The 19,009-nt window shown below is 61.1% G+C and carries 13 protein-coding genes, 2 tRNA genes and 2 rRNA genes; 3 read left to right on the forward strand and 14 right to left on the reverse strand.

Going from position 1 to position 19,009, the window contains the following annotated elements:
• Positions 1 to 41: 41 nt before the first annotated feature.
• The 8 genes from GCU53_RS08350 to GCU53_RS08385 all read right to left on the reverse strand — a co-directional run bounded on the left by GCU53_RS08350 (position 42) and on the right by GCU53_RS08385 (position 9,673).
• A 23S ribosomal RNA gene (locus GCU53_RS08350) occupies positions 42 to 2,933 on the reverse strand.
• 251 nt (positions 2,934 to 3,184) lie between these two features.
• Positions 3,185 to 3,260: transfer RNA gene (locus GCU53_RS08355), tRNA-Ala, on the reverse strand.
• Positions 3,261 to 3,304: 44 nt separating this feature from the next.
• Positions 3,305 to 3,381, reverse strand: a tRNA-Ile gene (locus tag GCU53_RS08360).
• Positions 3,382 to 3,473: 92 nt separating this feature from the next.
• Positions 3,474 to 5,009 (reverse strand): 16S ribosomal RNA (locus GCU53_RS08365).
• The 16S and 23S rRNA genes sit together here with 2 tRNA genes alongside, the layout of an rRNA operon.
• A gap of 428 nt (positions 5,010 to 5,437) precedes the next feature.
• Entirely contained in the window at positions 5,438 to 6,250 is an 813-nt protein-coding gene (gene pssA / locus GCU53_RS08370; protein ID WP_152387214.1) for a CDP-diacylglycerol--serine O-phosphatidyltransferase, read from the reverse strand.
• Positions 6,251 to 6,399: 149 nt separating this feature from the next.
• A complete protein-coding gene (ilvC, locus tag GCU53_RS08375) occupies positions 6,400 to 7,416 on the reverse strand; it encodes a ketol-acid reductoisomerase (protein WP_152387215.1) in 1,017 nt (338 codons plus the stop codon).
• Positions 7,417 to 7,454: 38 nt separating this feature from the next.
• Positions 7,455 to 7,946, reverse strand: a complete 492-nt coding sequence (gene ilvN, locus GCU53_RS08380) for an acetolactate synthase small subunit (RefSeq protein ID WP_039802115.1) — start codon at positions 7,944 to 7,946, stop codon at positions 7,455 to 7,457.
• Positions 7,947 to 7,948: 2 nt separating this feature from the next.
• The gene (locus GCU53_RS08385; RefSeq protein ID WP_152387216.1) at positions 7,949 to 9,673 is read right to left on the reverse strand and encodes an acetolactate synthase 3 large subunit; all 1,725 of its coding nucleotides are present in this window, start codon (positions 9,671 to 9,673) and stop codon (positions 7,949 to 7,951) included.
• Between the two features lie 396 nt (positions 9,674 to 10,069).
• Here GCU53_RS08385 and GCU53_RS08390 point away from each other — a divergent pair, with 396 nt between their 5' ends.
• Complete coding sequence (locus GCU53_RS08390) at positions 10,070 to 10,498, forward strand: DUF4124 domain-containing protein (protein ID WP_208845459.1); 429 nt, start codon at positions 10,070 to 10,072, stop codon at positions 10,496 to 10,498.
• A 14-nt stretch (positions 10,499 to 10,512) separates the two neighbouring features.
• Here the strand turns inward: GCU53_RS08390 and GCU53_RS08395 are convergent, their stop codons facing one another.
• The 3 genes from GCU53_RS08395 to mrcB are packed head-to-tail and all read right to left on the reverse strand — an operon-like array spanning position 10,513 to position 13,950.
• The gene (locus GCU53_RS08395) at positions 10,513 to 10,842 is read right to left on the reverse strand and encodes a YqcC family protein (protein ID WP_152387217.1); all 330 of its coding nucleotides are present in this window, start codon (positions 10,840 to 10,842) and stop codon (positions 10,513 to 10,515) included.
• Positions 10,842 to 11,591: a tetratricopeptide repeat protein gene (locus GCU53_RS08400; RefSeq protein ID WP_208845460.1), complete on the reverse strand. Its 750-nt coding sequence runs from the start codon at positions 11,589 to 11,591 to the stop codon at positions 10,842 to 10,844. Before GCU53_RS08400 ends, GCU53_RS08395 begins: the two co-directional genes overlap by 1 nt.
• Positions 11,592 to 11,607: 16 nt before the next feature.
• Complete coding sequence (gene mrcB / locus GCU53_RS08405) at positions 11,608 to 13,950, reverse strand: penicillin-binding protein 1B (RefSeq protein ID WP_152387218.1); 2,343 nt, start codon at positions 13,948 to 13,950, stop codon at positions 11,608 to 11,610.
• 117 nt (positions 13,951 to 14,067) lie between these two features.
• Between mrcB and GCU53_RS08410 the strand changes: the two genes are divergently transcribed.
• On the forward strand, positions 14,068 to 15,630 hold the full coding sequence (locus GCU53_RS08410; RefSeq protein ID WP_152387219.1) for a bifunctional aminoglycoside phosphotransferase/ATP-binding protein: 1,563 nt from the start codon (positions 14,068 to 14,070) through the stop codon (positions 15,628 to 15,630).
• Between the two features lie 195 nt (positions 15,631 to 15,825).
• On the opposite strand, the gene GCU53_RS08415 is transcribed toward GCU53_RS08410, so the two are convergent.
• From GCU53_RS08415 to GCU53_RS08425, 3 genes are read right to left on the reverse strand one after another with little or no spacing between them, the layout of a single operon-like run.
• Positions 15,826 to 16,752 (reverse strand): ChaN family lipoprotein, encoded by a 927-nt coding sequence (locus tag GCU53_RS08415; protein ID WP_152387220.1) that lies wholly within the window; start codon positions 16,750 to 16,752, stop codon positions 15,826 to 15,828.
• A 9-nt stretch (positions 16,753 to 16,761) separates the two neighbouring features.
• Complete coding sequence (locus GCU53_RS08420) at positions 16,762 to 17,529, reverse strand: heme ABC transporter ATP-binding protein (RefSeq protein WP_152387221.1); 768 nt, start codon at positions 17,527 to 17,529, stop codon at positions 16,762 to 16,764.
• Positions 17,529 to 18,572, reverse strand: coding sequence for a FecCD family ABC transporter permease (locus GCU53_RS08425; protein WP_152387222.1), 1,044 nt, complete (start codon positions 18,570 to 18,572; stop codon positions 17,529 to 17,531). The genes GCU53_RS08420 and GCU53_RS08425 overlap by 1 nt, the downstream gene beginning before the upstream one ends.
• 118 nt (positions 18,573 to 18,690) lie before the next feature.
• Here GCU53_RS08425 and GCU53_RS08430 point away from each other — a divergent pair, with 118 nt between their 5' ends.
• Positions 18,691 to 19,008, forward strand: coding sequence for a Rieske (2Fe-2S) protein (locus GCU53_RS08430; protein ID WP_152387223.1), 318 nt, complete (start codon positions 18,691 to 18,693; stop codon positions 19,006 to 19,008).
• Position 19,009: the final 1 nt, after the last annotated feature.

Here is a 19,009-nt window from a genome sequence, read left to right on the forward strand (position 1 = left end):
CGCTGCCGCAGCGTGCTGCGTGCAGATTGTTTGGGTGTTATATGGTCAAGCCTCACGGGCAATTAGTATGGGTTAGCTCAACGCCTCACAGCGCTTACACACCCCACCTATCAACGTCGTAGTCTTCGACGGCCCTTCAGGGAGCTCGATGCTCCAGTGAGATCTCATCTTGAGGCAAGTTTCCCGCTTAGATGCTTTCAGCGGTTATCTTTTCCGAACATAGCTACCCGGCAGTGCCACTGGCGTGACAACCGGAACACCAGAGGTTCGTCCAACCCGGTCCTCTCGTACTAAGGTCAGCCCCTCTCAAATCTCAAACGTCCACGGCAGATAGGGACCGAACTGTCTCACGACGTTCTAAACCCAGCTCGCGTACCACTTTAAATGGCGAACAGCCATACCCTTGGGACCGGCTTCAGCCCCAGGATGTGATGAGCCGACATCGAGGTGCCAAACACCGCCGTCGATATGAACTCTTGGGCGGTATCAGCCTGTTATCCCCGGAGTACCTTTTATCCGTTGAGCGATGGCCCTTCCATACAGAACCACCGGATCACTAAGACCTACTTTCGTACCTGCTCGACGTGTCTGTCTCGCAGTCAAGCGCGCTTTTGCCTTTATACTCTGCGACCGATTTCCGACCGGTCTGAGCGCACCTTCGTACTCCTCCGTTACTCTTTGGGAGGAGACCGCCCCAGTCAAACTGCCCACCATACACTGTCCTCGATCCGGATGACGGACCAGAGTTAGAACCTCAAGCATGCCAGGGTGGTATTTCAAGGATGGCTCCATGGGAACTAGCGTCCCCACTTCAAAGCCTCCCACCTATCCTACACAAGCAGGCTCAAAGTCCAGTGCAAAGCTACAGTAAAGGTTCACGGGGTCTTTCCGTCTAGCCGCGGATACACTGCATCTTCACAGCGATTTCAATTTCACTGAGTCTCGGGTGGAGACAGCGCCGCCATCGTTACGCCATTCGTGCAGGTCGGAACTTACCCGACAAGGAATTTCGCTACCTTAGGACCGTTATAGTTACGGCCGCCGTTTACCGGGGCTTCGATCAAGAGCTTCGCTTGCGCTAACCCCATCAATTAACCTTCCGGCACCGGGCAGGCGTCACACCCTATACGTCCACTTTCGTGTTTGCAGAGTGCTGTGTTTTTAATAAACAGTCGCAGCGGCCTGGTATCTTCGACCGGCATGGGCTTACGGAGTAAATCCTTCACCCTCACCGGCGCACCTTCTCCCGAAGTTACGGTGCCATTTTGCCTAGTTCCTTCACCCGAGTTCTCTCAAGCGCCTTGGTATTCTCTACCCGACCACCTGTGTCGGTTTGGGGTACGATTCCTGGTTACCTGAAGCTTAGAGGCTTTTCCTGGAAGCAGGGCATCAACCACTTCGCCTTCGTAAAAGAAGGCTCGTCATCAGCTCTCGGCCTTGACCACCCGGATTTGCCTGAGTGATCGGCCTACCACCTTAAACTTGGACAACCAACGCCAAGCTGGCCTAGCCTTCTCCGTCCCCCCATCGCAGTAACCAGAAGTACGGGAATATTAACCCGTTTCCCATCGACTACGCTCTTCAGCCTCGCCTTAGGGGTCGACTCACCCTGCGTCGATTAACGTTGCGCAGGAACCCTTGGTCTTTCGGCGTGGGTGTTTTTCACACCCATTGTCGTTACTCATGTCAGCATTCGCACTTCTGATACCTCCAGCCAGCCTCTCGACTGACCTTCACAGGCTTACAGAACGCTCCTCTACCGCGCATCTTGCGATGCACCCGTAGCTTCGGTGCCTGGTTTGAGCCCCGTTACATCTTCCGCGCAGGCCGACTCGACTAGTGAGCTATTACGCTTTCTTTAAAGGGTGGCTGCTTCTAAGCCAACCTCCTAGCTGTCTAAGCCTTCCCACATCGTTTCCCACTTAACCAGGACTTTGGGACCTTAGCTGACGGTCTGGGTTGTTTCCCTTTTCACGACGGACGTTAGCACCCGCCGTGTGTCTCCCGTGCTGACACTTGCCGGTATTCGGAGTTTGCATCGGTTTGGTAAGTCGGGATGACCCCCTAGCCGAAACAGTGCTCTACCCCCAGCAGTGATACACGAGGCGCTACCTAAATAGCTTTCGAGGAGAACCAGCTATCTCCGAGCTTGATTAGCCTTTCACTCCGATCCACAAGTCATCCGCTACCTTTTCAACGGGAGTCGGTTCGGTCCTCCAGTCAGTGTTACCTAACCTTCAACCTGCTCATGGATAGATCGCCCGGTTTCGGGTCTATACCCAGCGACTAGACGCCCTATTAAGACTCGCTTTCGCTACGCCTCCCCTATTCGGTTAAGCTTGCCACTGAATATAAGTCGCTGACCCATTATACAAAAGGTACGCAGTCACCCAACAACGTGGGCTCCCACTGCTTGTACGCATACGGTTTCAGGTTCTATTTCACTCCCCTCTCCGGGGTTCTTTTCGCCTTTCCCTCACGGTACTGGTTCACTATCGGTCAGTCAGGAGTATTTAGCCTTGGAGGATGGTCCCCCCATGTTCAGACAACGTTTCACGTGCGCCGTCCTACTCGATTTCACTTGCCAGATCCTTTCGTATACGGGGCTATCACCCACTACGGCGGCCCTTTCCAGAGCCTTCTACTAGAATCAAGCAAGCTTAAGGGCTAGTCCCCGTTCGCTCGCCACTACTAAGGGAATCTCGGTTGATTTCTGTTCCTCAGGGTACTTAGATGTTTCAGTTCCCCTGGTTCGCCTCTTGCCCCTATGGATTCAGGACAAGATACCCGGCTTGTGCCGGGTGGGTTTCCCCATTCAGAGATCGCCGGATCACGGGCTGTTTGCCGCCTCCCCGACGCTTATCGCAGGCTACCACGTCTTTCATCGCCTCTGACTGCCAAGGCATCCACCGTATGCGCTTCTTCACTTGACCATATAACCCCAAGCAATCTGTGGCCTCGCGGCCGTGCCTGGATGGCGTGAAGACGACATTCGCCGAAAATTCGCGCTTGAACTCGCAAATTTACCTTGACCTCATCGATTGCAGTGAAACAATCGATCAGTCTACTTCTATCACATACCCGAATTTTTAAAGAACGGTTCTGGCGCAAAGACCAGAAATCAATGTTCGCCCAGACGCTGGGGAAACATTCATTTCTGCGCTTTCAGCGATCGATGAGTGGTTGGTGGAGCCAAGGAGGATCGAACTCCTGACCTCCTGCGTGCAAAGCAGGCGCTCTCCCAGCTGAGCTATGGCCCCTCTATCCTCTCGCGAGGTCGAGACCGGCCATGCCCCTTGACAATTGGTGGGTCTGGGCAGATTCGAACTGCCGACCTCACCCTTATCAGGGGTGCGCTCTAACCAACTGAGCTACAGACCCAATCGTCTCACTCTCGGGTCTAGACCCAATCGCTGTTTGCCAGTGAATCAAGCAATTCGTGTGGGCGCTTATGGAAGGCCGGGATCTTCGATTAAGGAGGTGATCCAGCCGCAGGTTCCCCTACGGCTACCTTGTTACGACTTCACCCCAGTCATGAATCACTCCGTGGTAACCGTCCTCCCGAGGGTTAGACTAGCTACTTCTGGAGCAACCCACTCCCATGGTGTGACGGGCGGTGTGTACAAGGCCCGGGAACGTATTCACCGCGACATTCTGATTCGCGATTACTAGCGATTCCGACTTCACGCAGTCGAGTTGCAGACTGCGATCCGGACTACGATCGGTTTTCTGGGATTAGCTCCGCCTCGCGGCTTGGCAACCCTCTGTACCGACCATTGTAGCACGTGTGTAGCCCTGGCCGTAAGGGCCATGATGACTTGACGTCATCCCCACCTTCCTCCGGTTTGTCACCGGCAGTCTCCTTAGAGTGCCCGACCGAATCGCTGGTAACTAAGGACAAGGGTTGCGCTCGTTACGGGACTTAACCCAACATCTCACGACACGAGCTGACGACAGCCATGCAGCACCTGTCTCTGCGCTCCCGAAGGCACCCGGGTATCTCTACCCAGTTCGCAGGATGTCAAGGCCAGGTAAGGTTCTTCGCGTTGCTTCGAATTAAACCACATGCTCCACCGCTTGTGCGGGCCCCCGTCAATTCATTTGAGTTTTAACCTTGCGGCCGTACTCCCCAGGCGGTCGACTTAATGCGTTAGCTGCGCCACTAAGCTCTCAAGGAGCCCAACGGCTAGTCGACATCGTTTACGGCGTGGACTACCAGGGTATCTAATCCTGTTTGCTCCCCACGCTTTCGCACCTCAGTGTCAGTATCAGTCCAGGTGGTCGCCTTCGCCACTGGTGTTCCTTCCTATATCTACGCATTTCACCGCTACACAGGAAATTCCACCACCCTCTACCGTACTCTAGCCAGGCAGTTTTGGATGCAGTTCCCAGGTTGAGCCCGGGGCTTTCACATCCAACTTACCAAACCACCTACGCGCGCTTTACGCCCAGTAATTCCGATTAACGCTTGCACCCTTCGTATTACCGCGGCTGCTGGCACGAAGTTAGCCGGTGCTTATTCTGTCGGTAACGTCAAGACTGCAGGGTATTCGCCTACAGCCCTTCCTCCCGACTTAAAGTGCTTTACAATCCGAAGACCTTCTTCACACACGCGGCATGGCTGGATCAGGCTTTCGCCCATTGTCCAATATTCCCCACTGCTGCCTCCCGTAGGAGTCTGGACCGTGTCTCAGTTCCAGTGTGACTGATCATCCTCTCAGACCAGTTACGGATCGTCGCCTTGGTGGGCCGTTACCCCACCAACCAGCTAATCCGACCTAGGCTCATCTGTTAGCGTGAGGCCCGAAGGTCCCCCACTTTCTCCCGTAGGACGTATGCGGTATTAGCGCGAGTTTCCCCGCGTTATCCCCCACTAACAGGCAGATTCCTAGGCATTACTCACCCGTCCGCCGCTCGCCGGCAACCCGAAGGTCCCGCTGCCGCTCGACTTGCATGTGTTAGGCCTGCCGCCAGCGTTCAATCTGAGCCATGATCAAACTCTTCAGTTCAAATTCAGCAGGATCCGAGGATCCAAAGCCTGGCTCAGCAATCGCAAATAAACTCATGAATTCACGAGCTACTTGTGTTGCCGATAATCTTGCGACCACCGGTTCTATCCACAAGCACCCACACGAATTGCTTGATTCGACTTGTTAAAGAGCGTTTCGCTTGAGCTTTCGTCTCAACCGAGGCCGCGCATTCTACAGCAGCCTTGAAGCCTGTCAAGCGTTTCGATGAAGGTCGTTTCGCATCCCTCTCGAGCGCCTGCCCCCGCTACCAGCCTCACAGACAAGCCCTTGATTTTCAAGGGTTTCCGGTGCCACTGCGCAGGAAGTGGGGCGCATTATAGGGCCTCGAAGCGGGGCGTCAACAGTTAATTGAAATATTCTTCGACAAACCGACTTACGCCTCTTTTCTTATAGGACTCAAAGAGCGCTCAGCCGACTCGCTTTCGACGCCATTGCAACAGATACTGCAGCGGACCAGAAATCGCGTAGGCCAAGAAAATCAACAACAAGATCCGTGGCGGATCACTGAACACCACGGCGAAGAGCAGCACCACTACCAGAATGGCAACAAAGGGCACCCGCCCCCTGAGGTCCAGATCCTTGAAGCTGTAGTACTTGATATTGCTGACCATCAACATGCCTGCTGCGGCAACCAGCAGAGCAACCAGGGAAGCGATATTCGACCCCTGAACACCAAAATCACTGAAGGCCCAGACAGTGCCAGCTACCACACCCGCTGCCGCCGGGCTAGCCAGCCCTATGAAGAAGCGCTTGTCAGCCTTGCCGATCTGGGTATTGAAGCGCGCCAGGCGCAAAGCCGCACCCGCCACATAAATGAACGCGACCATCCAGCCGACCTTGCCCATGCTGCCCAGCGCCCACTCGAAAGCGAGAATGGCTGGCGCCAGCCCAAAGGCCACCATGTCGGAAAGCGAGTCATATTCGGCACCGAACGCACTTTGCGTATTGGTCAGGCGAGCCACGCGCCCGTCCAGACTATCCAGCACCATTGCGACGAAGACCGTGGCTGCGGCCACATCCAGGTTTCCATTGATGGCACTTACAATGGAATAGAAGCCCGCAAAAAGGTTGGCCGTGGTAAACAGGTTAGGCAACAAATAAATACCACGGTGACGGACCTTGCGCCCCTCCGCATCCCGCCCTTCTTCAATGTGTTCGTCGATGGGCAACAGGCTGTCAGCTGCGGGCCCCTTGTTGGACTCCTCCGGACGTTCGCTCATGAACAGTACCTTGCAGATTCAGAAAGATTTTCAACGGATGCCGTGACGTGAATTCACAGGCAGCACGCTGCCATGCGGCTTTATACCAGAAGCCGCCACCAATAAAAAAACGCGGCCGGAGCCGCGTCTTTTTCGTTCCGTCTTTAATCTTAGTTCTTCGCCTTGTCGACGATCTTGTTGGCAGCGATCCAGGGCATCATGGCACGCAGCTTCTCACCGACCACCTCGATCTGATGCGCAGCGTTGTTGCGGCGGTAGGCGGTCATCGATGGATAGTTGGCGGCGCCTTCGGTAATGAACATCTTGGCGTACTCACCGTTCTGAATGCGCTTCAGAGCATTGCGCATGGCCTGACGGGACTGCTCGTTGATCACCTCCGGACCGGTAACGTACTCGCCGTACTCAGCGTTGTTGGAGATCGAGTAGTTCATGTTGGCGATGCCGCCTTCGAACATCAGATCGACGATCAGCTTCAGCTCGTGCAGACACTCGAAGTAAGCCATTTCCGGCGCGTAACCGGCTTCAACCAGGGTTTCAAAGCCGGCCTTGACCAGTTCGACGCAACCGCCACACAGGACAGCCTGCTCGCCGAACAGGTCAGTTTCGGTTTCATCCTTGAAGGTGGTTTCGATGATGCCGGTACGACCACCACCAACGCCACTGGCGTAGGACAGGGCAAGGCTCTTGGCATTGCCGGAAGCATCCTGATAGATGGCGATCAGATCCGGAATACCGCCGCCACGGACGAACTCGGAGCGCACGGTATGACCCGGCGCCTTGGGCGCGATCATGATCACATCCAAGTCGGCACGGGGCACCACCTGGTTGTAATGGATAGAGAAACCATGCGCAAAGGCCAGGGTTGCACCCTTCTTCAGATTCGGCTCGACCTCATCCCTGTACAAACGGCCCTGGAACTCGTCGGGAGTTAGGATCATCACCACGTCGGCACTGGCAACGGCATCCTTGACACTCTTCACGGTCAGACCATGAGCTTCGGCCTTGGCTATCGAAGCGGAGCCGGCACGCAGGCCGACGCAAACGTCAACACCGGAATCCTTCAGGTTGCAGGCGTGCGCATGGCCTTGGGAACCGTAACCGATGATGGCAACCTTCTTGCTTTGGATAAGGGAAAGGTCGCAATCTTTGTCGTAATACACTTTCATGAGGTTACCCCTGTTAACTGGCCCGGTACGGCCATTTGCTAAATGGTGAGTACTTTGTCGCCACGGGCAATGCCGGTGACGCCACTGCGCACGGTTTCGAGGATCGAGGAAGTGCCGATGGCATGCAGGAAGCTGTCCAGCTTGTCACTGGTTCCAGTGAGCTGAATGGTATAGACGCTACTGGTGACATCGACGATCTGCCCACGGAAGATGTCGGTGGTACGCTTGATCTCGGCACGCTGGGCGCCGGTGGCCTTGACCTTGACCAGCAGCAACTCGCGCTCGATATGCGCACTCTCCGACAGGTCTACCAGTTTGACCACCTCGATCAGCTTGTTGAGGTTCTTGGTGATCTGCTCGATCACTTCGTCCTGACCGATGGTGGTCAGGGTCAGACGGGACAGAGTCGGATCCTCGGTGGGCGCCACGGTGAGGGTTTCGATGTTGTAGTTGCGCTGGGAGAAAAGGCCGACTACGCGGGACAGGGCACCCGGCTCGTTTTCCATCAGCAGGGAAATGATGTGTCGCATGCTCAGGTCCGCTCCGTCTTGCTCAGCCACATATCGCGCATCGCACCGTCTCTGATTTGCATCGGATAGACGTGCTCGCTGGTATCCACCGCGATATCGAGGAACACCAGGCGGTCTTTCAGGGCGAAGGCCTCTTCCATCTTCGGCTTGAGGTCCTTCAGCTCGGTAATGCGCATGCCGACATGCCCATAGGCCTCGGCCAGCTTGACGAAATCGGGCAGCGACTCCATATACGAGTGCGAATAGCGGCTGCTGTACTGCATGTCCTGCCACTGGCGAACCATGCCCAGTGCGCCGTTGTTGAGGTTGACGATCTTGACCGGCAGGTCGTACTGCATGCAGGTGGACATTTCCTGGATGTTCATCTGAATACTGCCTTCCCCGGTGACGCAGACCACGTCCGCCTCGGGGAAATTCAGCTTGATGCCCATGGCTGCCGGGAAGCCGAAGCCCATGGTGCCCAGGCCACCGGAGTTGATCCAGCGGTTCGGCTTGGCGTACTTGTAGTACTGGGAGGCGAACATCTGGTGCTGCCCCACGTCGGAGGCGACGTAGGCATCGCCCTTGGTCACTTCGTAAAGGGTCTCGATCACCATCTGCGGCTTGATGATGCTGCCGTCCCCCTTGTCGTAGGGGAACAGGCCGCGCGTGCCACGCCACTCTTCGATCTGCTTCCACCAACTGGCCACGACATCCTTCTGCGGCATCACGCCGATTTCCTTGACGATGGAGATCATTTCGGCAAGCACGCTGTCAACCGGCCCGACGATCGGCACATCGGCCTTGATGGTTTTGGAAATCGAAGCCGGATCGATATCGACGTGAATGATCTTGGCATTCGGACAGAACTTGGCAGGCCCGTTGACCACCCGGTCATCGAAGCGCGCCCCGACAGCGAGAATCACATCGGAGTGGTGCATGGCCAGATTAGCGGTGTAGCTGCCGTGCATGCCCAGCATGCCGAGGAATTGCCGGTCGTTGCCGGGATAGCCACCCAAGCCCATCAGGGTATTGGTTACCGGCAGGTTGAGCATCTGCGCCAGCTCGGTCAACTGGGCGGCAGCTCTGCCCATGATCACACCACCACCGGAATAGATTACGGGACGCTTGGCTGCCAGGAGCATCTCGACAGCCTTGCGAATCTGTCCGGAATGCCCACGCTGCGCAGGGCTGTAGGAGCGCAGCTTGGCCTTCTTCGGATAGACATACTCATACTTCTGGGTCGGATCGCCCATGTCCTTCGGGATATCCACCACCACCGGACCGGGCCGCCCGGACTCGGCAATATAGAAGGCCTTCTTCAGCACTTCGGGGATTTCCGAGGGATGCTTGACGATGAAACTGTGCTTCACGATCGGACGGGAGACGCCGATCATGTCGGTTTCCTGGAAAGCATCGCTGCCGACCATGGTGCTCGGCACCTGTCCGGAAATCACCACCATCGGGATGGAGTCCATGTAGGCAGTGGCGATGCCGGTAATGGCGTTGGTTGCGCCAGGTCCGGAGGTCACCAGCACGACACCGGCCTTGCCAGTGGCGCGGGCATAGCCATCGGCCATATGGGTGGCCGCCTGCTCATGACGGACCAGGATATGGGTGACTTCCTTTTCCTTGAACAGGGCATCGTAGATGTGCAGAAGGGCACCGCCCGGATATCCGTAGATGTATTTAACGCCTTCGTCGCGCAAAAAGCGGACTACCATTTCAGCGCCGGATAAAAGCTCCACGTTGTTCACCTCTAGAACGCCAGATTGCCGCCGGCTAGCGGACGGTCTGAATAGATTACTGCCAAACAGGCATGAGCGACGGTTGTCGCCGCCTACGCAGCGCTGTCGAGCAAGTATCGGGAGGCCCCGGAGTGTGTTGCAGGATTCTCCCACCCAGCGCGAGGTAACGCGTTGCGGGTGTATCAGGTCGGCGTGGATGACGCCTCATGTCTGCTGAGCTGAAGCCCGCCTGCGGCGAACCCCGCTGCAGCGAACCTTGAATTGTTCGGATTCACTCAACCCAAGTCAAGTAATGCCTCGGCCTTCGGTCCTTTACCGCTGTGACGGGATGCCATAAGGCGCACTATCGTTCCGGTTATAGTAGTGCCAGGCCTCACCGAGACTTAAGGAGTCCTCATGCGAAGCATGATCCTCACCAGCCTGCTGTTCACCCTGAGCACAACCGCCATGGCTGGCCAGGTTTACACTTGGGTGGACAAGCAGGGCGTATCCCACTTCAGTGAGCTGCCCCCGAACGGCCAGGCAAGCACCATTATCAACACAGCCACTCCCGCTCCTCGGCCGCCCGCCTCGGAGAAACTGCCGCCGAGTCAGACAAAGGACCCTGAACAGGAGACCATCGAGCGCAAAGTGCAGCATGAGGTTGCCTCCCAGGAAGCCAAGCGCCGGGAATTCTGCGAAACGGTGCGCACCAACCTGGCCCAACTGGAGAACAATCCCAGACTGCGTGCACAGATCAAGGGAGAGATGCGCAGGCTGACCGAGGAAGAGCGTCAGGCCCGCATCGCCGAGGCGAAAAAGGCCATAGAGCACAGTTGCCGCTGATCAGCCGGCAACAGTCAATCCCCATCCGCGATCAACCGGTCAATTTCGCCGAGCGCCTCCAGCAGGGCGGCCACTTCGGCGAGTCGCTCGCGGTAGACCATCTCGGCCATCGGCCGAATCCCCGAGGAGGCAGGGAGAGCTCTGCCTCCCTCGATGATCACCTTCATCCGAGGCAGGAAGATCCACTGCAGCCACTCCTCGAAGGCCAAGGTGTCGACACAGAACGGCTGCTCGCTGGATAGCGCCTCGTCGCTCGGTGGCAGCAGGCCCCACATCCCGAGAATCCGCAACTCCCGCTCAATCAGCAGCATCTGCTCGGCCAACGCCGGAATACGCACGTCCATCACAGGTTGACCCGTGCCCGTTCGCGCGCCTGGGCTGCTCCTGCCACATCACCTTGCCGCTCACGTGCCTGGGCGATCAGGTTCCACAGGCTGGCCTGCAGTGCCGGGCGACCGCCGGCATAGGTCAAGGCACGACGCGCCAACTGCTCGGCCTGGGCAGCATCGCCCTGGGCCAGGCGAACCTCGGCCAGCCGGTAGAGCACTTGCGGCTCGCGGGGCGCGATGCGCTGCGCCCGCTCCAGACTGGAGGCGGCGCTCTCTAGATTGCCGCTCCCCTGCTCCCGCTGTGCCGTGGTGAGCAACGCCAGGATCGGACCATCAAGCTGCTCGTCGGCCGCCAGATCGCTTGAAGGAGCAGAAGCCGTTCCCGGAACACCGCTCGGCCCACTGGGTACGGAATAGCCAGTGTTGCCGCCAACCGCGGTGGTGGCGGTGATCGGCTGCGAAACGATCGGCGCCGCACTGCCGGAGACGCCGGATGCCGGGTAAGCCTGAATCGGCGCCGAGCTGGCGCCAGCACCGGGCACCATTACCACTACCCCGGAATCCTGGGCGGAAGCAGGAGCCTTGGATGCCGGCGCCTGGGGAGCAGGCGCCGCCGGAGGGCGAGAAACCGCGTTGCCACGCCCCTGTTGCCGGTCATAGACCGAGCCACTCGCCTCGACCACCGGGATCGAGCCACGCTCGACCGTTGCACAGCCGCTCAGCAGGACGCCTGCGGCCACTGCCCCCATCAACCACCTGTTCACCTGGCACCCTCTTCGCTCAATTCGACCAGCCACGCACCCAGTCCATGACATCCTGAACATTCTCGATCACATCCGGCATGTTTCCGTTTGGAGCCTGCGGCAGGCCGCAAGCGGGCCCTGGCGGCGGCTCGCTGCCCCTGATATAGGGCATCTGCACCGCATCCGGGCAGCCTTGCTCGGAGCTCAGCCCGTTGCGCGCATTCACCCAGGTCAGGGTGACATTGTCCGGCAGCGGCATGTCCAGCGGAAGCGGATCGGCCTTGACCATGAAATCCGTCCAGACCCTCAGCGCACCGGTGGCACCGGTCAGCGGGGTCTTGCCGTTGTCGTCACGCCCCAGCCAGACCACTGCCAGCAGATCCTGGCTGAAGCCGGCGAACCAGCTGTCACGCGAATCGTTGGTGGTACCGGTCTTGCCGGCCAGAGTCAGCGAGCGCGGCAACTGGCCGTAAACCGAACGCCCGGTTCCCTCGCGCATCACCCGTTGCATGGCGTTCTGTAAAAGATAGATGGCGCCCGGGTCGAAGCGCTGCTGGATCTGGAACGGATAGCGCTTGAGCGGCTCGCCGTCGGCCGCCAGGACACTGCGGATACCACGCAGGGGCGTGTTGAATCCGCCACTGGCGATGGTCAGGTACATGCTGGTCACTTCCATCGGGGTCAAGGCCCCGGCCCCCAGCAGCATCGACGGGTAGGCTGGCCACTCGCGATTGACGCCCAGACGGGCCAGCGTCTTCAGCACGTTCGGCACGCCCAGCTCGAGGCCGAGCTTGGCGGTCGACAGGTTGTAGGAGTTGGCCAGCCCCTGATACAGATAGATATCGCCATGGGCCTGGTGGTCGTAATTCTGCGGGCGCCAGAGCTGGCCGTCCTGCCCCTTCACCGAGAAGGGCACATCGGCCAGCCAACTGGTCAGGGTGTACTGGCTGGGCCGCTCCAGCGCGGTGAGGTAAATGGCCGGCTTGATCAGCGAACCGATCGGCCGCACCGCATCCAGCGCCCGGTTGAAGCCGGCGAAGCGCGGCTGCCGGCTGCCGAGCAGGGCCAGCACTTCGCCGGTTTCCGGATTGCTGACCACCATCGACGCCTCGACCGGATCGCCGCCCTTGCCGATGCGCTTGAAGGTATCCCGCACCGCGGCTTCGGCCTTGCTCTGCAGGATCGGGTCGAGGCTGGTGAAGATGCGCAGCCCCTCCTCGGTGAGATCGGCCTCCTGGTAGTCCTCGCGCAACTGGCGCTTGACCAGGTCGAGAAACGCAGGATAGGAGGTATTGGCCATGCTGCCGCGGGCGGTGACGCCGAGCGGCTTCTGCTTGGCGGCCGCGGCTTGCGCGGTGTCGATCACGCCCTGCTCGGCCATGAGGTCGAGAACCAGGTTGCGCCGCGTCATGGCCCGCTCGGGGTTGCGGCGCGGATTGTAGTAGGTAGGCCCCTTGACCATGCCTACCAGCAGGGCGATCTGGTGCGGCTGCAGTTCGGCCAGCGGCTGACCGAAGAAATACTGGCTGGCCAGACCGAAGCCATGCACTGCACGATTGCCGTCCTGCCCCAGAAACACCTCGTTGAGGTAGGCCTCGAGAATCTCGTCCTTGTCGTAGTGCAGCTCCAGCAGCACGGCCATCATGGCCTCGGTGGCCTTGCGCACCAGGCTGCGCTCGTTGCTCAGGTAGAAGTTCTTCACCAGTTGCTGGGTCAGCGTGCTGCCGCCCTGGACCACTCCGCCCGCCGAGGCATTGACCCATAGGGCACGGACGATGGATTTCGGCGACACCCCGAAATGGCTGAAGAACTCGCGATCCTCGACCGCCACCAGCGTCTCCACCAGATAGGGCGGCAGCTCGTTGCGTTGGACCAGAATGCGGTCCTCGTTGTGCGCAGGATACAGGCCACCAATCAGCAGCGGCTCCATCCGCACGACGGCCAGGTCTTTGCCATCGGCGCCGCTCAGGCCGGCCACGTAGTCGCCGGAGAAACGCACGCGGATCCTCCGTGCCGGCTCGTCACCTTCATAGAAGCGGAAGCCCCGGGTATGCAGATCGATGGTATTGCCGGATACCAAGGCCGAACCCGGCCCGGCAACGGCCTCGCGGCGATAGCCAAGCGCATCGAGCTCGGTGAGAAAGTCCTGTTTCGACAGCTTGAGTCCGGAGAACAGCTCCAGCGGTCGTGCATAGACCTTGGCCGGCAGCGTCCAGCGCTTGCCGGAAAACTTCTCCTGCACCACGGCATCGAGATAGATGGCAAAGCCGGCCAGCACCACCAGACCGACCAAAGCGAGCTTGACGGTCCAGCCCAGCCAGGAACGAAGGGCGCCGGAGCGACGGGGAGGGAGCGATTTGGGAGAGCGGGTACGTGTCATGGCGGCGCATTATACGCACTTTACCCACCCTCGATAGCGCAGCCCGGCGGTTTGCAGGGGCGGTCTCAGCGGCCATAATGCGGGCCTTCGCCCCGACTGCCCCAGCAAGGACTGACCGTGAGCCAAGCCCTGATCAACGCCCTGCAGAACCCTGCGCTCTATCCGCATGCGGTGACTGAGTTCAAGGTCATCGAGACCCACATCTCCTGGGTCCTGCTCACCGGCCCCTATGCCTACAAGTTCAAGAAGGCTGTCGACTTCGGCTTCCTCGACTTCACCGGACTGGCGGCACGCAAGCACTTCTGCGAGGAGGAGGTGCGCCTGAACCAACGCCTGACCCGCAACCTCTACCTCGAGGTGCTGCCGATCACCGGCAGCGAGAACGCCCCGCAGCTGGCGGGCGACGGCCCGGTCATCGAATACGCGGTCAAGATGCGCCAGTTCCCGCAGAGCCAGCTGCTCGGCGAAATGCAGGCCCGCGGCGAGCTCGCCCCCGAGCACATCGATGCCCTTGCGGAGCGGATCGCCGCCTTCCACCTGCAGGCGCCGAAGGTACCGGTGGAGCACCCGCTGGGCGGCCCCGAGGCGGTGATGAGCCCGGTGCGGCAGAACTTCGAACAGATCCGCCCGCTGCTCGCCGAGCCGGCCGACCTGCAGCAGCTCGACGCCCTCGAAGCCTGGGCAGAAATCAGCTTCGAGCGCCTGCGGCCGCTGCTCGAACAGCGCAAGGCCGATGGCTTCATCCGCGAATGCCATGGCGATCTGCACCTCGGCAACGCCACCCTGCTCGATGGGCAGGTCGTGCTGTTCGATTGCATCGAGTTCAACGAGCCGTTTCGCCTGATCGATGTCATGTGCGACGCCGCCTTTCTCGCCATGGACCTGGAGGACCGCGGCCTCAAGGGGCTGTCCCGGCGCTTCGTCAGTGCCTGGCTGGAGCTGACCGGCGACTACGCCGCCCTGCCGCTGCTGAACTTCTACAAGGCCTACCGCGCCATGGTGCGCGGCAAGGTCAACCTGTTCCGTCTGGCCCAGGAGGAGAGTGCCGAGCGGCGTGCCGCGATCCTCCAGCAATACCGCAACTACGCCAGCCTGGCGGAACACTACAGCGCCATCCCCTCGTGCTTTCTGGCTATCACCCACGGGGTATCTGCCGTCGGCAAGAGCCATGTCGCCCAGCGCCTGACGGAAGAATTCGGCGCCATCCGCCTACGTTCGGACGTGGAGCGCAAGCGCCTGTTCGGCGAGCAGCAGGCAGCCGACCAGGAACGATTGGCAAGCGGCATCTACAGCATGCAGGCCAGCGTGGCGACCTACGAGCACCTGCACCGGCTGGCTGCCGGTGCCCTGCAGGCCGGCTTTCCGGTGGTGATCGACGCCACTTACCTGAAGCAGGCACAGCGCGCGGCCGCCTGGCAGGTCGCCCAGAACAACGGCGTCCCCTTCCTGATCGTCGACTGCCAGGCCCCCGAAGCCCTGATCGCCGAGTGGCTCGCAGAGCGCCAGGCTGCCGGAAAGGATCCGTCCGACGCCACGCTGGAAGTCATCCGGGCACAACAGGCCAGCCGCGAGTCCCTGACCGAGACCGAACAGCAACGCAGCCGACGGGTCGATACCCACCTTGCCGCCAGTCTCGATGATCTGGTGGCGCGCATGCGCAATCACCTTCCCCACCTCTAGACCAGCCCTCCTCTGCCGAAGGCGCTCAGCGGGCGCCTTCTTTAACCTTGGGTTCCACCAAGAGAGCCGACAGAAAAATTCGCCGCCATCACTTGACCAGCAAATGAGAAGCGTTATTATTTGAACAGCTGATCGCGAGATCAGCGGTAAACTGACAGAGCGGCTACTCTTCAGGTTATCTCCTCATCAGGCTAATTACGGTTTTCGACCCGGCTCTGCCGGGTCTTTTTTTGTCTGCCGCTCGGCAGCCCGCATCTCGGCGCAGTAGTCGCGGGCCAGTGTCTCCGGGGTATACCAGACATAGTCGGCAGCTTTTGCCTCCACTGCATCCCCGGCCTCGGCCAGCAGCAGCACGACACTGCCGCTCGTCCCACCGAGGTCGGCCAGGTGCAGAGGCACGCCCAGATCGCGCCGCACATGGTAGGCGCCAGCCAGCAGCAGGGCCGGCTGCGGGGCGGCCAGCAGTCGCTCGGCCATGCGTCGGTCGCGCTGCTGCTGGACGGCGAGCATCGCCGGCCACTGGGACTCCGGCAACTGGCCGCAGTGGGAGGCGCCAATCTGTTCGAGCAGTGCCTCACGCACCCGCGCATCGGTCGACGCGCGGCCAGGCAGGGTTGGACGCTCGGCATAGATACGGCGCATCTCCTGCTTATCCAGATTGGCTGCCAGCAACGGATAGGGCTGTGCCAGTGCATGGCGTAGCAGCGGACCGTACAGCGTCCAGTCCCAGCCCTGGCGCCAGGCCAGCGCCGCGGGCAGATCCTCCGGCGCACGGCCCGCGGCGAACGCGGCCTGGGTCGCCCCCACCCGCGCCTGCTGGTCGGGCTCGAGCATCTCCAGCAGCAGACTGCCCTGCGCCCGTCGCCCGGCAAGGGCCTCGAGCAGCCATAACTGCAGGGCATGATGATCTGGGTTGTCGTGCTTCTCGCCGACCAGCAGCCGTGGCGCCACGGCCAGCCGCTCGACCAGTTGCTCCGGCGTCAGGCTGGCGCCACTGCGCAGATCGAGGATGGTGCCGGGGCCGGTGCCCTGCCGTTCACCATCCACCTGCCAGGCGGGCAACGGCGGCAGCGCCTGACAGGCAGCCAGCAGGATCAGGCCGACGAACAACAATGAACGCATGAATCCTCCTCAGCGCGCCACGATCAGCGGATGCCCCCGCTCCGGATGGCGCTGCACCAATACATCGAGACCGAAGACCGCCTTCAGCGGTCCGGCACGTAGAATCTCCTCGGGACTGCCGAGCGCCTGCATGCGGCCATCGGCCAGCAACAGCAGGCGATCACAGTAGCGCGCCGCCAGATTCAGGTCGTGGAGTATCGCCAGCACAGCCGTGCCCTGCCCTGCGAAGCCCCGAACCGCCTGCAGAATGCTGTGCTGGTGCAGGGGATCGAGCATCGAGGTCGGCTCGTCGAGCAGCAGCACCCGCTCGCCCCCCCCCGGCCAGAGTTGCGCCAACACCCGCGCCAGATGAACCCGCTGACGCTCGCCCCCCGACAGGGTCAGGTAGCTGCGCCCGACCAGATGGGCGGCGTCGGCCGCCGCCAGGGCACGGGCGACGATCTCGGCATCGCACTGCCGGCCGCTGGCATGGGGCAGACGCCCGAAGCCGACCACCTCCTCGACGCGAAAGGCAAACTCCAGCGCCGGGCTCTGCGGCAGCACCGCCAGCCGACGCGCCCGCTCCGGCCCTCGCCAGCAGGCCAGCGCGCGACCATCCAGGCGGACCTGCCCCTCCTCCGGGCGCAGCTCGCCGGAAAGCGCCGCTAGCAGCGAAGACTTGCCCGCCCCGTTCGGTCCCAGCACACCGAGCAGCTCACCGGGCCTCAGCTCGAGGTCGATCCCCCGCAACACCTGCCGGCCGCCACGCCGCACGGCCAGCCGCTCGGCCCGCAGCATCAGAGTGGCTCCCGCCGCAGCAGCCAGAGGAAGAAAGGCGCGCCGAGCAGCGCTGTGACAATGCCGAGCGGCAACTCGGCCGGCGCCAGCAGCAGACGCGCCAGCAGGTCGGCGAACAGCAGCAGGCTGGCGCCGGCGAGCATTGCCGCCGGCAGCAGCAGGCGATGATCCGGCCCGCAGATCAGGCGCAGCAGATGCGGCACCAGGAGGCCGACGAAGCCGATCAGCCCGGCCGCCGCCACCGCCGCCCCCACGCCCAGGGCCGTGCAGAGCACCAGTTCGCGCTTCAGCCGCTCCACGTCGAAGCCGAGATGGCGCGCCTCCGACTCGCCCAGCAACAGGGCGTTCAGCGCTCCCGCACGGCGCGGCAGCCAGAACGCCACCCCCAGGGTCGCCAGCAGCAATGGCCAGAGCCGGGCATAGCTGGCGCCGCTCAGGCTGCCCAGATTCCAGAAGGTCAACCGGCGCAGCGCGGCGTCGTCGGCCAGATAGCCGAACAGACCGACCGCCGCGCCAGCCAGGCTGCTGAGGGCGAGCCCGGCGAGCAGCATGGTGGCCACCCGGGTCTGGCCGTCGCGACGCCCCAATCGATAGACCAGCGCGGTCACCACCAAGCCTCCGACGAAGGCGCTCGCCGACAGCAGATAGGGCGACACCTCGGGCAGGGCATCGGCACCGAACAGCGAGCCGCCGACGATCGCCAGCGCCGCCCCCAGCGCGGCGCCGCTGGACACCCCGATCAGCCCGGGATCGGCCAGCGGATTGCGGAACAACGCCTGCATCGCCACCCCGCTCAGCGCCAGCACGCTGCCTACCGCCAGGCCGAGCAGGGTTCTCGGCAGGCGGATCTGCCCAACGATCAGCTCGGCCCTTTCGAGGCCCTCCCCGGACAACGGCAAGCCGGCCAGGCGCAGCAGCGCCAGCAGGGAATCGGCCAGGGGCAGCCGCAGCGGCCCCAGCGCCAGCGACAGCCAGAAGGCGAGCAGCAGCAGTAGCCCCAGGCTCATCAGCAGGACGCGGGAACGACGGTCACAGACAGTCATGAAAGGCTCTGGAAGTGAAGGTGGCGGCAAGCATAAGAGGCGCTCCGGCCAATCACCAGCCCATGGCTTCCGCCATCTCCCGTCGGCATGGATAATCGCGGGCTTTTCGGGAGGCGCCATGAAGTTTCTCTGTGCCGGGGACGCCCTCGGCGAAGGACAAAGCCGCGGTTTCCTGCTCGAAGACCGCAAACTCCTCGCGATCCGCAAGGACGGCCGGGTTTTCGTCTACCGCAACGTCTGTCCACATCTGGGCATTCCGCTGGAATGGCAACCCGACCGGTTTCTCGACGCCAGCGGCAGCCTGATCCAGTGCGCCACCCACGGTGCGCTGTTCCTGATCGACAGCGGCGAATGCGTGGCCGGCCCATGTGCCGGTGAGCACCTGCCACGCATCGCCTGCCGCGAAGACGGAGCCGGTATCTGGGTAGACCTGTAAC

This window comes from Azotobacter salinestris (assembly GCF_009363155.1).
GTDB lineage: Bacteria > Pseudomonadota > Gammaproteobacteria > Pseudomonadales > Pseudomonadaceae > Azotobacter > Azotobacter salinestris.

What these genes read in the sequence shown, in the direction of transcription:
- pssA (WP_152387214.1), bottom strand. Translation starts at nt 6,250, where the DNA reads ATGAGCGAACGTCCGGAGGAGTCCAACAAGGGGCCCGCAGCTGACAGC.
- ilvC (WP_152387215.1), bottom strand. Translation starts at nt 7,416, where the DNA reads ATGAAAGTGTATTACGACAAAGATTGCGACCTTTCCCTTATCCAAAGC.
- ilvN (WP_039802115.1), bottom strand. Translation starts at nt 7,946, where the DNA reads ATGCGACACATCATTTCCCTGCTGATGGAAAACGAGCCGGGTGCCCTG.
- GCU53_RS08390 (WP_208845459.1), top strand. Translation starts at nt 10,070, where the DNA reads ATGCGAAGCATGATCCTCACCAGCCTGCTGTTCACCCTGAGCACAACC.
- GCU53_RS08395 (WP_152387217.1), bottom strand. Translation starts at nt 10,842, where the DNA reads ATGGACGTGCGTATTCCGGCGTTGGCCGAGCAGATGCTGCTGATTGAG.
- mrcB (WP_152387218.1), bottom strand. Translation starts at nt 13,950, where the DNA reads ATGACACGTACCCGCTCTCCCAAATCGCTCCCTCCCCGTCGCTCCGGC.
- GCU53_RS08415 (WP_152387220.1), bottom strand. Translation starts at nt 16,752, where the DNA reads ATGCGTTCATTGTTGTTCGTCGGCCTGATCCTGCTGGCTGCCTGTCAG.
- GCU53_RS08420 (WP_152387221.1), bottom strand. Translation starts at nt 17,529, where the DNA reads ATGCTGCGGGCCGAGCGGCTGGCCGTGCGGCGTGGCGGCCGGCAGGTG.
- GCU53_RS08425 (WP_152387222.1), bottom strand. Translation starts at nt 18,572, where the DNA reads ATGACTGTCTGTGACCGTCGTTCCCGCGTCCTGCTGATGAGCCTGGGG.
- GCU53_RS08430 (WP_152387223.1), top strand. Translation starts at nt 18,691, where the DNA reads ATGAAGTTTCTCTGTGCCGGGGACGCCCTCGGCGAAGGACAAAGCCGC.